The sequence below is a fragment of the Oceanobacillus sp. M60 genome, from assembly GCF_053839645.1.
Genome location: NZ_JBSSNH010000002.1, coordinates 151,539 through 167,376, shown reverse-complemented (window position 1 = coordinate 167,376; position 15,838 = coordinate 151,539). Strand labels below are relative to the sequence as shown.

Sequence of the window (15,838 nt, the reverse complement as noted above, 5' to 3'; positions counted from 1 at the left end):
GGCTAACGCATGATTTCATTACTATTTGCCGCTAGCAGGAATAATGTGATCGGCTATCAAAATGGGATGCCCTGGCATTTGCCGCAGGACTTAAAATTTTTTAAAGAGAAGACAACAGGAAATACGATTATTATGGGAAGAAAAACATTAGAATCGATGAACGGGCCTCTTCCGAAGCGGCGTAATGTTGTGCTGACCAGAAATAAAGATTTTGCACTCGACGGGGTAGAAATTATTCATGACTTATCTGATGTAGAGCGCTGGAACGAAGCACACCCAGAGAAAGAATATTTCATCATCGGCGGCGGAGAGATTTATGAACAGGCATTGCCTATCGCTGACCGCATGTATATTACACGGATTGACGAAGAATTCCCCGGCGATACATTTGCGCCGGATTTTGATGAAGCGGCGTGGGAGCTGACGGAAAAGGAAAAAGGCATAAAAAATGAGAAAAATCCGTATGACTATTATTTTCTGCAGTACGACCGCAAAAATTAACTTGTCTAACGATTTCTAAACATGCTATGATGGAAAGAGATTATGTTCTATTAGAGGACACAATATGAATAAAGAGGGTGTCAATGATGGGTATTGCAAGTATAGGCGTTCCAGGACTTATATTAATCGTGATATTAGCCCTTATTATCTTTGGACCTAATAAGCTTCCGCAAATAGGGAAGGCTGCCGGACAAACGCTGAAGGAATTTAAAAGTTCTACACGTGATTTAACGCAGGATATCACAGATGAGACAAAAGAGGTTAAGTCGATTGTGAAAGAAGAAAAATGAGTTTAGTCTCATATACGGAGTGAAGGATAATGAACATATTTTCAAATATCGGATTTCCCGGTTTAATTTTAATCATTATTGCTGCTTTAATTGTCTTTGGTCCAAATAAACTTCCTGAAATCGGAAGAGCGCTTGGAACAACATTAAAAGAGTTTAAAAATGCAAGTCAGGATATTTTAAATGACAATCCTAAAAAGAAACAATAATCAAATGCAGAGGTGTAGGGATTATTCCTTGCATCTCTTTTGTGTCATCAGTTAAAAAGGTGGGGTGAACTATGTCTGAACCAGAAGAGCAGATACCTGGAGAAAAAGAAATGAACGTTGGAGGACATTTGACAGAACTCCGAAATCGTTTAATTGTTACAGCGATTATATTCTTATTGTTTTTTATTGTCGGTTTTATTAATGTGAAAAGCATTTATCAGTTTTTTGTAGATGATATTGATATGCAGCTGACAGTCATCAGCCCAGCTGAGATTATTTGGATCTATTTTTCCATCGCAGGATTACTTGCCTTTGCCGCAACGATACCTGTTATCGTATATCAGCTTTGGGCATTTGTCAGTCCCGCTTTAACCGCAAAAGAAAAGCGAGTATCCTTAGGGTACATACCGGGATCATTAATTTTATTTGTACTGGGGCTTGTCTTTGGTTATGTGGTATTTATTAAATTGATTTTTCCATTTTTATTATCTTTGAATGATGATATGTTTAATATTATGTTTACCGTGGATCGCTATTTTGGATTTTTATTAAAAATAACACTGCCATTCGCCTTTTTATTTGAGCTTCCGGTGGTAACCATGTTCCTGACAAGCCTGGGGATATTAACTCCGGCATTTATGGTGAAAAACCGTAAATATGCTTATTTTATTTTAATTGTTGTCGGGGTATTGATAACACCGCCTGATTTTTTTCTGCAGATTGTTGTAGCAATACCGTTAATCGTTATTTATGAACTGAGTATCCAATTATGTAAGATGGTATATCGAAAGAAACAAGCACAACATGAAGCCTTTATGAATGAATAGGGGAGGGGAACTATGCGTCAATCTTTTTATCAATTCTTATTAACACATCGCGGGAAATTGGAGCAGGATGATTATTCTCAACTAGCAGATTGGGCATTCTACGATCATCATTTCCCGAAATACGCTGAAACGTATGATGAAATCAGCGAATACCTTGAATGGAATAGTCCATTTCCTGGTGCATTGGCAGCGTTTGATGCACTTTGGTCGGAATATGAATGGAAACACAGCAGCTGAAACAGGCTGCTTTTTTCATGGAGAAATCATATTAGTTCATCGCAAAAGCTTAAAGTAAGAAGTTAAACAAACGTTTGATTAATGACTTTTTGACGAATATCGGATGATTTCGACATTCTTTTGGCTTCCCAGCTGTTTAATTGGTGATTCCTGCGGTTTCCCGGGAAATGATTGCATGAATACGGGGGAATGTCTACACAGTTATATGGCTTCCGCATATTCTATAGCAGAACACAAAAAAGAGTAAATATGGATGGATAAGGGGTGGATAGTGATGGTTTTTCCACGCAGAAATCAAATGCCTCGTTCGCCGCAGCCCCCTTTTCGTAATGGACGCCATGATTTGAGGGGAATCCCGAGAGAAATAAGAAACACAAACGGAGCTGTAAATACAAAAGGCGAATCAAGAGGATTAGCAAGTTTATTGTCCGGGTCGGGAGGCGGAGGTGTCACGCAAAGCCTGGCTCAATCAGGAGGCGTTTCTACGCTTTCTAAAACGTTGGGAGGGGTACAGCAGGTTCTGGGTGTTGTACAATCAACAGCACCCTTAGTGCAAGAGTATGGACCGATGATTAAGAATCTCCCTTCGATGTACAGGATGATGAAGGCTTTTAAAACATTCAGCAAGGAAGACAGTGAGGAAATATCAGAGGAAGAGCGTATTCCTCCAGAACGTCCAAATCAAACAGCAGAAATCAATAAGCAGCCGGAGCAGACGGCAAAAATCAAAGAAGAACCTGTACAAAATAGAGAAAAGGGTGTTTCTACACCGAGATTATATGTTTAAGTCAAGCAGAAGGCTGAAATTATGATTAAAATAAGCCTTCTGCTTGATTTTTTTTTATAAAAAAGGAAAAATAGGGGGAGAGTATAGAAAAGAAGGAAAATAGCGATTGGAGGAAAAAAAGTATGTCACAACAAAAAGAACTCGCCACTTTTGCAGGAGGATGTTTTTGGTGTATGGTAGAGCCGTTTGATGAACGTCCCGGGGTAATCAGCATTCGTTCCGGATATACTGGCGGTCACGTAGAAAATCCAACCTATGAGCAGGTTTGCTCCAATACAACAGGACATGTTGAAGCGGTTCAAATAGAATATGACCCAAGCATTATGCCATATGAAGAGCTTGTAGAAACATTTTGGCAGCAAATTGACCCGACTGACGCAGACGGCCAATTTAATGATCGTGGTGAATCCTATCAAACAGCTATTTTCTATCACGATGAAGAACAGAAAGAAATAGCGGAGCATTCCAAAGAATTGCTGCAGCAAAGCGGAAAATTTAAAAAAGATATTGTTACGCCGATTCTTCCGGCTAAACCATTTTATGAAGCGGAGGAAGAGCATCAGGATTATTATAAGAAACGCTCTTTTCATTATAGAATGTATAAAAAAGGATCTGGACGAGAAGGATTTATCAAAGAGAATTGGCAAAATAAGCCTTCTGCAGAAGAATTACAAGAAAAGTTGACACCGCTGCAATACCATGTCACGCAGGAAAATGGGACAGAGCGTCCGTTTGACAATGAATATTGGGATAATAAAGAAGAAGGTATTTACGTCGATATTATTTCCGGCAAGGTTCTTTTTTCATCAAAAGATCAATACGATGCCGGCTGTGGCTGGCCAAGCTTCACCAAGCCAGTTGACCCGCAGCAGGTTACAGATGTGACGGATACTTCTCATGGTATGATCCGTACCGAAGTACGCAGTAAACAATCTGATTCGCATTTGGGACATGTTTTTGAAGATGGACCAAAAGAAGCGGGAGGATTACGCTATTGTATGAACTCTGCTGCAATGCGTTTTATTCCAAAGGACAAAATGGAAGAAGAAGGGTATGGAAACTTTTTATATCTATTCAAATAGATTATAATATTATTATGTAAACAAGAGAAGGGGAACAAAAGAATGATTCATAAAGACTGGGAGAACAGCGAAACTATTAAACAAATCACATGTGTACATGCTAATGCCAAGAAATTTATCGTTGACCGTAAGCTTACACCGGGGAAGGTGTATGATGTAAAAAATGAAACAGAAGAGTTTTACTTTATTATTGACAATAGCGATCGGATAGCAGGATTCAGAAAAGATTACTTTGAAGAAAAATAAAGCAAAAAATAGCATGAGATAAGCCTTCTGCTTTGGAGAAAGTCTTATCTCATGCTTACATAAAGCGTTTCTTTTTATTTTAAAATGCGTTATAATGATTTAATATGTCAATAATATTGGTAAAGAGGAGGAGAATCTCGTTGGCTTTCATTATTACTTCACCATGTAAAACAGAAAAAGCGGGGGAATGTGTAGAAGTTTGCCCTGTTGATTGTATAGAAGAAGGCGAAGATATGTTCTATATCGATCCGGATATTTGCATCGATTGCGGTGCATGTGAGGCAGTTTGTCCAGTAGAAGCAATCTATATGGAGGATGAAGTGCCGGAAGAGGAGAATGAATATATTTCATTGAACCGGTTATTTTTTGAAAATCGTTAATTATACAAAGACTGCTTCCTTTTATAGAAGCAGTCTTTTTCTATATCCTCATATTTATTCTTTTCTATTTCTGTTGAGTAATGATTACGTGAACAGGAGATACTAAAGAAAATATGTAAATGTGAGGTGCATTAAATATGGATATAAAATCAATTTGGCAGGCAGATACCGCATTCCAAGACTTTCCCAAGCTCGATGAATCAAAGAAAACAGAAGTTTGCATCGTCGGGGCCGGATTAACAGGAATCACTGCTGCGTATCTGCTCTCGAAAAAAGGCATAAAAGTTATCCTGATAGAAGCTGACCGTGTGCTGAGTGGTGTGACTGGACATACTTCAGCAAAAATCACTGCCCAGCATGGTATCATTTATTCAGAACTGATTGAAACCATGGGCGAGAAAAAAGCAAAACAATATTATCAGGCCATGCAAGAAACCATGCATTTTATAAAAAATGAAATCAAGGAAAACCAGATTGATTGTAATTATGAAGAACAGGATGCGTTTCTATATACAAATGATAACGCTTATTTAGCGCAATTAGACAAGGAAGCAGAAGCATATAAGACCTTAGATATTCCAGGAGAGCTTACCTCAGAGATGCCGCTGGAGATTCCTTTTAAAAAAGCGTTAAAAATGACTGGACAAGCCCAATTTCATCCTTTAAAGTATTTACAATTTATGCTAGAGGAAGCTGTAAAAAACGGCACAGAGGTTTACGAGCAAACTGTTGCAATGAAGCTGGAATATAATAGACAGCATACGGTCTTAACAAAGGATAAGCACCGTGTTGCATGTGATTATCTGATAGCAGCTACTCAATTTCCGTATATTGATCATCAAGGTCTCTATTTTGCCAAAATGTATGCAGAGCAATCTTATATTGTATCAGGAAAATACACAGGTAAATACCCGGGCGGAATGTATATTAATGTAGAAAATCCAACCCGTTCTATCCGGACAGCTACGTTAAATAATAAAGATACCTATCTTCTTATTGGCGGCGAAAACCACCGCTCAGGAGAAAGCACGGAGGAGAAATTATGCTATGACAATTTAAAGGCGTTTGCTAAAGAGCAATTTGAGATAACGGACATTTCTTATCAGTGGTCTGCACAGGACTTTACCACGCTGGATAAAATGCCATACATTGGCCCTATAACTGACGATGATCCTTCTATCTTCATTGCTACAGGCTATCGAAAATGGGGGATGACCAATGGCACATTAGCTGCAAATATTATAGCAGATAGTATTGCTGAAAAGGATGAAAATCCATACAATGAATTATTTTCTCCGGCACGTTTCGCTTCAAAGCCGATGCTAAAGAATCTATTCAAATTTAATATGGAGGTTGCCGCAGAGCTTTTAAAAGGTAAGCTGGATTTTATTCCGCCAGGGACAATAGATGATTTAGAAATAAATGAAGCCGTCATCACAAGGGTAAAAGGCTCTCGCGCTGGTGTTTATAAGGATATGGAGGAAAAACTGCATGTTTTGGATACGACTTGTACGCATCTAGGCTGTGAGGTCAATTGGAATGGTGCTGATAAAACATGGGATTGCCCTTGCCACGGTTCTCGTTATCATTATGACGGCGAGGTGTTGGCAGGACCTGCGAAAGAACCCTTAAGAAAATTGTCTCTGGATGAGTAATACAGAAAAGGAACACTCTTTTTTCAAATAAAAGTGTTCCTTTTTTTATGCAGCAATCATTGACTTAACTTTTAATCCCATTTAGTGTAATATGGATGAATCTAATAAATTTGGATAAAAAAATAGTTCAAATTTAGAAAAAAGCAGGTGATCATATTGGAAATGGAAATAGGTAATATTATTACGATGATTGGTTCTATCGTCATTTTTATTAATTTATTACTGGCACTAGGTGTGCTATTTTTTGAAAAAAGAGATGTCGGCTATACCTGGGCATGGCTGCTTATATTATTTTTCTTGCCCATTGTTGGATTTTTAATTTATATCTTTTTAGGCCGCAGTCTAAAACAGAATAACTTTTATGGCTTAACAGCAGAAGAACAAAAACTGCTTAAAGAAGAAGTAGACACACAACTAAAACTGATAGAGGAAGAAAAACGGGATGATATCCCATGGTTAAATCAGTACAATGACATTGTCACCATGAATTTACGCTCTTCTCACGGCAGATTATCAGAGGACAATGAAATTTTCATATTTAAGGATGGCCATAAAAAGTTTGATGCTCTGCTGAATGACATCAAGGAAGCGAAACAAGAAGTCAATGTGCAATATTATATAATTCAGCCCGATCAACTTGGGAAAAGATTAAGAGACGCATTAATTACTAAAGCAAAAGAAGGCGTAAAGGTCCGCGTTTTATACGATGAAGTAGGATCAAAAAAGTTGCCATCCCGATTCTTTGATGACTTAAAAAAGGCGGGAGGAGAAGTGCGTGTGTTCTTCCCATCCTTCTTAAAGCTGATTAACTTCCGAATCAATAATCGAAATCACAGAAAAATGGTCATTATTGATGGTGAATTCTCCTATATTGGCGGCTTCAACGTCGGCGATGAGTACCTTGGAGAGGATAAAAAATTCGGTTACTGGCGCGATACGCATTTGAAAATATACGGAAATGCTGTCAACGACATACAGGTCCGATTTATTATGGACTGGCACCAGGCTGGAAAGGATAAGCTTCATGATGATTATAAGAAGTTTTGCTTCCATTTAGAGAAGCACCATGGAACAAGCCCGGTGCAAGTTGTTTCCAGCGGTCCAAACTCTGAGACGGAGCATTTAAAGAATATGTATATTAAGATGATTCTCTCTGCAAAAGAGAGTGTCTGTATTCAAACGCCGTATTTTATACCGGATACGAGTTTCATGGATGCTTGTAAAATGGCGCTTTTATCAGGAGTAGACTTACGAATCATGATTCCTTGCAAGCCGGATCATCCGTTCGTGTATTGGGCTACATGGGCATATGCAGGAGATCTATTAGAATATGGAGCGAAAATATTGCTTTATGAGAATGGCTTTCTGCACGCAAAAACCATTGTAGTGGATAAGAAAATGGCTTCTGTCGGAACAATGAATATCGATTCCCGAAGCTTCCGGTTGAATTTTGAAGTAAATGCGATTACGTATGATGAAGCCGTTTCTAATGAATTGCATAATATATTTGAAGAAGATTGTAAGTTAAGCTCAGAGTTAACACTTGAACGCTACCATAAACGATCCTTATGGATTAAATTTAAAGAAGATATTTCCCGTTTGCTTTCACCAATTCTATAAAATAGAACGGGCACAGCTTTATCACGCTGTGCCCGTTCTATTTTTAATATTTAACGTTAAAAGAGGTATACTCCGGATCTCCGGAAAGCTTATTGACATCCATCTCATTTACTTTTGCAAATCGAGAGGGGCCTTTTTTAATTTCTTCAAGAAAACGGTCTACATTATTATCTTCTCCATATGCTTCAAAGGCTACTGCACCGTCATCTTCATTTTTTACCCAGCCGACAATATCATGATTCATCGCAGCATGTTGGGTAAAGTACCGAAACCCGACTCCTTGCACACGTCCTTGAACTCTAGCAGATACATACTTCATAGAAAATCACCTCTTAATAGATATGATAGCATAATTTATTTATCAATTTACAGTAAAGTGATATAATTACATACATAAATATTCTGAAAATTATAAAATGAAAAGAATAATTAATCAAAGTATCTGAGCAAGGAGGGAGGGGACGTATATGGAATGGATGATTAGAAATATTAATATGGAAGAGATAGACCAATTTGCATCGATTTTAAAAGAAGCCGCCGAATGGTTAAAGAGAACAAATAAGGAAATGTGGTATACTAGCGAACTTACCAAAGAAGCATTATTAGAAAAGTATGCACTGAATGAACTGTTTATTGGGTTTTTAAATGGGGAATCTGCTGGAACAATAATTGTTCAGGAACAGGATCACATATTTTGGCCGCATGAAAATAAAAATGACGCTTTATATTTGCATAAAATCGCTATACGCAGAAAGTATGCTAAAGAAGGCGTTTCTGTTAACCTGATAGATTGGGCTAAGCAGCAAGCCAAAATGCAACTGAAAAAATATATAAGATTGGATTGTGCAGCTGACAGACCTAATTTATGTTATTTTTATGAGTGTCAGGGATTTCAGCAAGTCGGCCAAAAGACGGTTGGTGAATTTTTTGTAGCTCTTTATGAATATCAGGTTTGAGATTAATAAATCATTTTGATTTAGCCGTATGAATGAACAATGGAATATAAAATCAAAAGTGTTAAAAATTTAATTTTGTCTCACTATCTAAAGTATACTTGGTTGTGAGATAGATTGTTTTATTAGTTCTCATAATAAATATTATGTAGGGGGCGTTATAGGAAATAAAAAAATTAAAGCTTTTCAATTCGATATTTATAGCTTCTCTTCTTCACAGAGTTAAAATCAATAAAATGAACACTATATTCTAGCACATCATTGGCGCTTAATTTATGTGCTTTTGCAAAATCCTTTATTTCAAGTAATAACTCTTTATCATAGGTTGTTTTATATTGAATACGATCTTTAGGGCGAGATTTTTTATCAAACTGAATAACTCCTTGCTTTAAAACCGCTTGTAAGCCTGATTCTAATAAATAATTTGGGTGTGTATCATATTGAATGGCCAATGTATTTAATTGATCAATAATCGATTTGCTAACATTTGTTCTAAATTTCACTCTCGATGTATCTGTTGTCTGAATCAGCTTTCCATCAATTAATTTCCACATTATATTACTCCTTTATTATTTGATTATGTGCTTTTGAATGAAGCCTTAAGTAATTTTCTTTATAGGATTCATAATGCTCTATTTCGTCATTGTATATAATATCTGCCAGTCTGGGAAGATACAATTTACCTTTTACCCAAACCCGAAAAACTGGATTACCAGATTGAGTAATTTCTTCAGTTATTTCACTACGCAGCTTCCATGTTTGAAAAACGAGTAGAAGTCCTTCGGCAAAGCTAAAACTGGCTGTAGTAATATTCATCACATAACCTTTCTTTTGAACCCAGCCATCACCATCTACAACTCCTCTAATAAAAGAGGGGAGGAACTCATCTGGCACCTCAGGAAATTGTACAGATAATGACTTATTAGGCAGTACTCCCAACTTCGCTAAATCATTCTTAATTTCTTTTGAATTAATAACCAATGTTGCTGTTGTTCTTGTTTTATATTTTTTCGATAAAATATAATCTGCACCCATATATCTCGCCACTTGACGAAGTATTGTTTGATTTTTTTGAGTTAAGGAAACACTAGAGATTCTCTGATTGATACAACCATCAGTTATAAACAACCCCAAAACCCACGCCATTTCATGTGACCACGTTTTAAAGAAGTTTTCATTAACTTTATGCTTTCGCGGCTGCCCTGAAGATTGCTCTCTGTTCATTTTAACTCCATGTTTATAGATTACATTGCGAATAGCCCGATCAGAGATACCGACTGGTGCAACCATTTCTTTATAAGGCATACCGCTTTTATACATTCTAATAATAGCTTCGTCCGTGACCCCTGGGTTTCTAGGCATTTTTTATCTCCTTTTGTTTGGTTTCTCTAATTATACAAACAAACGTTCGTATAATCAAGTGGAAACCTAGGAGAATTTAAAAATTTATCGTATAGTGAATTGGATAATACGCTAGTAATCACTCATCACCTTTAGGCATATCCATTTTATCTACAGCATTTTTCAAATCATCATTGTTAATATGCGTATAAATCATCGTCGTTTGTATCGATGAGTGGCCGAGTTGGCGCCTTAACTTCGGTACATCATTAATTTCATTGTGATACCTCGTAGCAAAAGAATGTCTTAGTTTGTGAACGGATAAGGATGGTTTTCCGAAAGCATTCGCGTATTTTTCGATTAACTTTTCAATAGAACGCGCAGTTAGTCGTCTTGGTGTGCCTTTTGGTCCCATTGCAGCAGCGATAAATAAAGCTTTGTTTGTTTTCTCAACATGATAGCGTTTTGCTCTGATTTGTAAATATTCATCTAAATCATCCATCGCTTGCTTGCTGAAATAAACATATTGTTCTTTGTTTCCTTTACGAATAACACGTGCAGTAAATTTGCTGTGATCAATATCATCTAAATCCAGGTTCACAACCTCTGAAAGTCGTAATCCAGAGCCTAAAATAAGCGAGACAACCGCTGTATCACGTTCTCGATTTAGGCGGTGAAAATTTGCAAGCTTTTTGTTGTCTTTATAAAGCTCACCATAATCATGGGCAACAAATTGGCGAAATCGTTCATATTCATCACCAATTAAGATTTTTCCTTCCATTTTATTTGCAGTTGTTTCCATACTTTCTTTGATGTCGTTGAATTCAAGCTTTGCCATCACATTACGTTTTAAATATGGCTGTAAATCACGTGTTTCAGCAATGTTTTGCAGGTAGTTGAAAAGCGATTTTAAAGCAGATAACTTGCGATTTATTGTGAGTTCCTTGTTATGTAATTGGTATTTAAGAAAGGTCAAAAATCGTTCAGCTTCCTGAACAGTTAGTGATTCAAGCGACTCAAGGGGCAGATCTTTCAATTCACCAGAATAAAAATTTTCGGTCACGAGCCAATTGAAAAAAATTTTATAATCGTGTGCGTAATTGAGTAATGAAGCTGCTGATAATTTTCTTTCTTTATGATTGATAAATTCCTCGACATACCAAGGAAGTTCCTTAAGAAGCGTTTGAAGTTTATTGTAAAGTTGCTGTTTTGAATGATTTGCCATTAGATCACCTCATAGATAAATTTTACAGGACTGTAATCAGAATTGCAATTATTACGTCAAATTTATATTTTACGTAATAATCTATTTGGATGATATTTTATATACATCAATAAATAAATCTTCTTTCTCTGCCTGCCCTCTACATAAAAGCTTGTTTTGGTCCGTCTGTTCCCTATTTGTTCATGTTGAATAATTCGCTTAATCTCTGGTTTTTATTTTAAACCATTTTCATACGTCCTGTTCCTTATATAAGGAACAGGACGTATGAAAATGGTTCATTGTTTGAACCTTATATCTCCTTCAGAAACTCCTTTAAAAGTACATCCTACTTTTTGTGTTCATGGAGGTTTTAAAAACCCGGTTGTTCTATCATCTTCCACAGTAGGTAAGATACAGTTAATGCTTATTTTACAATATACACATAATTTTTTGTTTCATTTTCATTCGCTTGTCCAAGAAATTATTGAGTTATTTTTATTTTTACAATTATTTCGCTGTAGATCGTGGTCTCATCGCGTGGAACACTTCTTTCTCAAGTAAGAATATAAGTTTGCAAACAATTATTTCTAGATATTTTCATAAAGGATACATACTCTAAGGTATCCAATAAATTAGTTGCTTTTATTGTTAACATAAAGCAGTCACAATCTGGCTAATTAAAATTGATTTTTGGCGGTTACTCTTATCAAATATATTTTATTGAGATGTAGCATTTATAGCAGATGCTTTACCATAATATTGCATGAAAGGGATAGCTATAGGCTGGCATTGGCTATTCCTACTTATAGAATTACTAATGACATGAATTGAGTATGTTTGAATCTTTGATATTTCCCTCTCTGTATTCATATTCGTAGTGCTATCTATTTCCTATAACAAGTATATTCGCCTTATTCCGATTTTTCTACAGACATGATAATAGTAAACCCGATTCGGCTCTTGCTTTATTTCTGCCAGCCTATTCCAATAACCTTATTTTAACTTCTATTTCATAAAGCAATAGCATGTTCATTCCATACCTATTGCTTCATCCACATCGGTTCTAGCATATTTCCATCAATATCTGATACCTCTAAGCCATACATTTGTTCTTCCGGCATCCCCATGTCTACATGATAAGCATCACCGCCATTTGTTTTCGCTAATTGACCGAATTCTTTGACTGCTTCAGCACTTTCTAAGCTAAAGCAGATTAAGGCAGCATTTTCTTTTTGAGTATCGGCAATCTTTTTACCTTGGAGAAACTGTTGATAAAAAGCGTGTTCTAAAAGCATAATATAAAAGTTGTCGTCCCATACCATACAGCTTGCGTGGGTATCAGAGAAGTCATCGTTCTTCGTAAATCCTAGTTTTTCGTAAAAATCAGTGGCATTAGCAACGTTCTTGACTGGAAAGTTAACAAAAATCATTGTACTCATGAAAACGCCTCCTTTTCATCAGTTTACTATAAATGGATTATAAAAACTTCTTCTCGATTGCTCAAAATTTTTTCTCTACGTGACATAAATGTAAAAAAACGCTATCTGCCGGGAATTAACGTATTAATATTATTTCGCCTGCTTTATATTTTCAGGTAAAAAAATTACGATGAACTCGAAACCAGCATTCGAGCCATCGCAATAGAATATTTCATTGCTTCTTCAGAACCGATTAATGTAGCCATCGATGTGGTGCCTTCCAACAGCAAAGTGAACTGTATTGCTAATTCTTTCCAGTTATCGACACTTTGCATTTTCGCCAGTTCCTCAAAATAGTGCAGCAGTTTTTCTTTATGTCCACGTGCAATACTCTCAATGTTATTATCAGTTCCCGCATAATCCTCAATTGCTCTCATAAACATATCACCTTTATAAGAGTATTCTTTAAGCCATTTATTATGAGCCTCTACTGCAGCCATGAATGGATTATCGGTGTTTGAATCGATAAAAGAATCTAAATAAGACCAATAGCGTGCCTCTCTTTTTTTAAGCACTTCTTCAACTAGATGGGCTTTAGAGTCAAAATGATTGTATAAAGTCATCGTTGCGACGTTGGCTTCTGTTATTATTTGCTTTAAACCTACACCCCGGAAACCATATTTATAAAATAAAGTTTCTGCTGTTTCTAATAAGTTCTCTTTTTTAACAGACATGGCTTTCATTCCTATCTAGAATTGTCATTCCATATCATAACATGTACATTTTATTTCTTCAATTTATTTTCAATTATATGAAAACCGTTATTTAATGACTAAAAAGTTCATAAATAACAGTTTTCACAAGCAAATAAATGTTTTTTTATCTTATTGATCCTTGCTGTTTTCTTCCTCTGGCATTTCATCCGGAAGGCTTTCAAGAAACTCTTCACGCTTCTCCTGTATTTCTTTCTTAGCTTCTTCTAAATACTCCGGCTGATGTTCATAATGCTTTCTCTCCATCGTAAGAATATCGTATTCATTAGCCAGTGATTTAACAACAGATATTGCAAGCAGCATGACGACAAATGTGAATGGGAATGCTGCAATTAACATTGCCATTTCCAATGCTTCAAGACCGCCGGAAAATAGTAATACAAGTGCTGTAGCAGAAAGAATCGCTCCCCAGATAATTTTAATCCGGGTAGCAGGATTAATTGTACCGCCTGTAGTCATCATAGCCAGCACAAAGGTGCCGCCGTCAGCAGATGTTACAAAAAACGATGCAATTAAGAGTATGGTAATCCCGAGTACAACCGGTGCAAATGGATAGTTTTCCAAGAAGGCGAATAAAGCCACTTCATCACCTTGAGCGACAACCAGATCATATAATCCACCGTTTAACGCCTCATCCAATTCAATACCGGCAACTCCAAGAATAGAGAACCAGATTAAACTGAATACAAAAGGAACCGACACGACACCAATGATAAACTCACGGATAGTCCGACCCCGGGAAACTCTGGCAATAAAACTTCCTACAAATGCAGACCAGCCAATCCACCATGCCCAATAAAACAATGTCCAATCATCAAGAAATCCGCGGTCACCGGTAAAAGCATTCATATCAAAAGTCATCGTAGGAAGATTTTGGAAATAATTTCCTGCTGTTGACATAAACGATTCGAACATTTGTAATGTGGAGCCTGTCACTAAGATAAACAACATTAGCGCAATAGCAATAATAATATTACTAATACTTAAGTAACGTATACCCTTGTTTACACCAGTTGCTGCAGACATGATAAAAGCAACTGTAATAACCAATACCACGATAGTTTGAGTAATGATGTTATTTTCAATACCTTCAAAACTGTAGCTTAATCCTGCTGTAATTTGTGTGGCACCGAGTCCAAGAGATGTAGCAATACCGAAAATTGTACCGAAAACAGCGAGAACATCAACGGCCGTACCCAATCCCCCTTTTGTACGTTCTCCAAGAATAGGAGATAGCGCTGAACTCATAAGTAACGGTGCCTGGTGTCTAAATTTAAAGTATGCAAGTGCCAGACCGACAACAGCATATACTGACCAAGGATGGATACCCCAGTGGAACATAGAATATTGGAGAGCTTCTGCAGCTGCTTCCCCCGAATTGGGTTCAGCATTTGGCGGTGCATAATAATCAGTTAGTGGCTCAGTAACACCGAAAAAAACAAGTCCGACTCCCATACCTGCAGTAAATAGAAATGAAAACCATGTAAAATAACTATACTGTGGTTTTTCGTCCGGCTTACCTAACTTCACTCTCCCTAATGGACTGAAAACCATGTATATAGCGAATAGAACAAAAGCTGTCATTGATAACATATAGAACCACCCGAAGTATGTGGATATAAATCCGTCCACTGTACCGAGTACTGATTCTACATTTTCCGGTAATATAGCCCCCCATAATATAAAGATTGCCGCAATTGATACAGCAATCCAAAATACTCGTGTGACATTTAACTTCGATTTCAAAAATAAAACCTCCTGTAATTTTCTAATGAAGATCGCAGTAAAATTTACAAAGCAATGTACAATTCCACTTCATACCATATTATTTTATATAGAACGACCCTTCTAAAACCATGTAATATACTAACATGACTATATAAGTACTTCAACACCCTAGGGTTAAAAACTTTAAATATTATCTAACTCATTATTCATTTTTCTTCATATTTCAGTTTCATAAGACGTATTTATTCTAATTGATTAACTAATGCAGCCATATCAGTTATATAATAAAATTTATCCACCCAAAAATGGTTCCAATCATTTCATTAAAAACAATGACCAGAACCATTTTTAAATTGATTGTGAATTGTGACTGGTGTTAAATCCCAGCCTCAGTTATTTTCGTTTTATCTGCTCTTATTATTAAAATGGTGAATTCCCCGATTGTTTTCTAATTGATCCTCAACTACTCCGCTTTGATAACTTTCATTCAATTGATTTTGCACAGCTTGAACGCCTTTGTTATCTTCAAATAGCTGGTTTTTCTTATTTTTATTCTTTTTGCTCATTACTGCCACCTCCTTATCTTTTAG

Annotated in this window: 20 protein-coding genes; 12 read left to right on the top strand and 8 right to left on the bottom strand. The window is 36.5% G+C overall.

Translation table 11 applies throughout. The annotated features are described in order from the left end of the window. Positions 1-9 precede the first annotated feature (9 nt). The 11 genes from ACW0TQ_RS05020 to cls all read left to right on the top strand — a co-directional run bounded on the left by ACW0TQ_RS05020 (position 10) and on the right by cls (position 7,831). The gene (locus tag ACW0TQ_RS05020) at positions 10-501 is read left to right on the top strand and encodes a dihydrofolate reductase (protein ID WP_193062167.1); all 492 of its coding nucleotides are present in this window, start codon (positions 10-12) and stop codon (positions 499-501) included. Between the two features lie 86 nt (positions 502-587). Further along, positions 588-791 carry a twin-arginine translocase TatA/TatE family subunit gene (gene tatA, locus ACW0TQ_RS05015; protein WP_042534073.1) on the top strand — a complete coding sequence of 68 codons (204 nt, stop codon included), beginning with the start codon at positions 588-590 and terminating at the stop codon, positions 789-791. 35 nt (positions 792-826) lie between these two features. Next, positions 827-997: a twin-arginine translocase TatA/TatE family subunit gene (gene tatA / locus ACW0TQ_RS05010; RefSeq protein ID WP_040982187.1), complete on the top strand. Its 171-nt coding sequence runs from the start codon at positions 827-829 to the stop codon at positions 995-997. 71 nt (positions 998-1,068) lie between these two features. Next, the gene (tatC, locus tag ACW0TQ_RS05005; protein ID WP_042534071.1) at positions 1,069-1,824 is read left to right on the top strand and encodes a twin-arginine translocase subunit TatC; all 756 of its coding nucleotides are present in this window, start codon (positions 1,069-1,071) and stop codon (positions 1,822-1,824) included. Positions 1,825-1,836: 12 nt separating this feature from the next. Beyond that, a complete protein-coding gene (locus ACW0TQ_RS05000; protein WP_289585151.1) occupies positions 1,837-2,061 on the top strand; it encodes a YozE family protein in 225 nt (74 codons plus the stop codon). A gap of 274 nt (positions 2,062-2,335) precedes the next feature. Further along, positions 2,336-2,848, top strand: a complete 513-nt coding sequence (gene vrrA, locus ACW0TQ_RS04995) for a VrrA/YqfQ family protein (RefSeq protein WP_212928186.1) — start codon at positions 2,336-2,338, stop codon at positions 2,846-2,848. Between the two features lie 122 nt (positions 2,849-2,970). Next, complete coding sequence (gene msrB / locus ACW0TQ_RS04990) at positions 2,971-3,930, top strand: peptide-methionine (R)-S-oxide reductase MsrB (RefSeq protein WP_256704707.1); 960 nt, start codon at positions 2,971-2,973, stop codon at positions 3,928-3,930. A 42-nt stretch (positions 3,931-3,972) separates the two neighbouring features. Then, positions 3,973-4,176 carry a DUF6501 family protein gene (locus ACW0TQ_RS04985; RefSeq protein ID WP_042534067.1) on the top strand — a complete coding sequence of 68 codons (204 nt, stop codon included), beginning with the start codon at positions 3,973-3,975 and terminating at the stop codon, positions 4,174-4,176. A 140-nt stretch (positions 4,177-4,316) separates the two neighbouring features. Next, positions 4,317-4,556: a 4Fe-4S dicluster domain-containing protein gene (locus tag ACW0TQ_RS04980; protein WP_017796848.1), complete on the top strand. Its 240-nt coding sequence runs from the start codon at positions 4,317-4,319 to the stop codon at positions 4,554-4,556. Positions 4,557-4,693: 137 nt separating this feature from the next. Next, positions 4,694-6,211 carry an FAD-dependent oxidoreductase gene (locus ACW0TQ_RS04975; RefSeq protein ID WP_276540056.1) on the top strand — a complete coding sequence of 506 codons (1,518 nt, stop codon included), beginning with the start codon at positions 4,694-4,696 and terminating at the stop codon, positions 6,209-6,211. Between the two features lie 162 nt (positions 6,212-6,373). Continuing rightward, positions 6,374-7,831 carry a cardiolipin synthase gene (gene cls, locus ACW0TQ_RS04970; RefSeq protein ID WP_042536270.1) on the top strand — a complete coding sequence of 486 codons (1,458 nt, stop codon included), beginning with the start codon at positions 6,374-6,376 and terminating at the stop codon, positions 7,829-7,831. 43 nt (positions 7,832-7,874) lie between these two features. Here the strand turns inward: cls and ACW0TQ_RS04965 are convergent, their stop codons facing one another. Next, positions 7,875-8,150, bottom strand: a complete 276-nt coding sequence (locus tag ACW0TQ_RS04965; protein WP_042534065.1) for an acylphosphatase — start codon at positions 8,148-8,150, stop codon at positions 7,875-7,877. A gap of 148 nt (positions 8,151-8,298) precedes the next feature. Here ACW0TQ_RS04965 and ACW0TQ_RS04960 point away from each other — a divergent pair, with 148 nt between their 5' ends. Continuing rightward, positions 8,299-8,787: a GNAT family N-acetyltransferase gene (locus ACW0TQ_RS04960; RefSeq protein ID WP_042534064.1), complete on the top strand. Its 489-nt coding sequence runs from the start codon at positions 8,299-8,301 to the stop codon at positions 8,785-8,787. A gap of 173 nt (positions 8,788-8,960) precedes the next feature. Here the strand turns inward: ACW0TQ_RS04960 and ACW0TQ_RS04955 are convergent, their stop codons facing one another. From ACW0TQ_RS04955 to ACW0TQ_RS04925, 7 genes are all read right to left on the bottom strand, one after another. Further along, the gene (locus ACW0TQ_RS04955) at positions 8,961-9,338 is read right to left on the bottom strand and encodes a hypothetical protein (protein ID WP_042534063.1); all 378 of its coding nucleotides are present in this window, start codon (positions 9,336-9,338) and stop codon (positions 8,961-8,963) included. A 4-nt stretch (positions 9,339-9,342) separates the two neighbouring features. Then, positions 9,343-10,146 (bottom strand): LAGLIDADG family homing endonuclease, encoded by an 804-nt coding sequence (locus tag ACW0TQ_RS04950; protein WP_455725398.1) that lies wholly within the window; start codon positions 10,144-10,146, stop codon positions 9,343-9,345. A 118-nt stretch (positions 10,147-10,264) separates the two neighbouring features. Further along, entirely contained in the window at positions 10,265-11,350 is a 1,086-nt protein-coding gene (gene xerS / locus ACW0TQ_RS04945) for a tyrosine recombinase XerS (protein WP_042534061.1), read from the bottom strand. Between the two features lie 1,019 nt (positions 11,351-12,369). Further along, positions 12,370-12,768, bottom strand: coding sequence for a VOC family protein (locus ACW0TQ_RS04940; protein ID WP_341172982.1), 399 nt, complete (start codon positions 12,766-12,768; stop codon positions 12,370-12,372). A gap of 164 nt (positions 12,769-12,932) precedes the next feature. Next, positions 12,933-13,481: a TetR/AcrR family transcriptional regulator gene (locus ACW0TQ_RS04935; RefSeq protein WP_455725397.1), complete on the bottom strand. Its 549-nt coding sequence runs from the start codon at positions 13,479-13,481 to the stop codon at positions 12,933-12,935. Positions 13,482-13,631: 150 nt separating this feature from the next. Continuing rightward, entirely contained in the window at positions 13,632-15,266 is a 1,635-nt protein-coding gene (locus ACW0TQ_RS04930) for a BCCT family transporter (RefSeq protein WP_341172980.1), read from the bottom strand. Positions 15,267-15,652: 386 nt separating this feature from the next. Then, positions 15,653-15,814 (bottom strand): hypothetical protein, encoded by a 162-nt coding sequence (locus ACW0TQ_RS04925; RefSeq protein WP_175297063.1) that lies wholly within the window; start codon positions 15,812-15,814, stop codon positions 15,653-15,655. Positions 15,815-15,838: the final 24 nt, after the last annotated feature.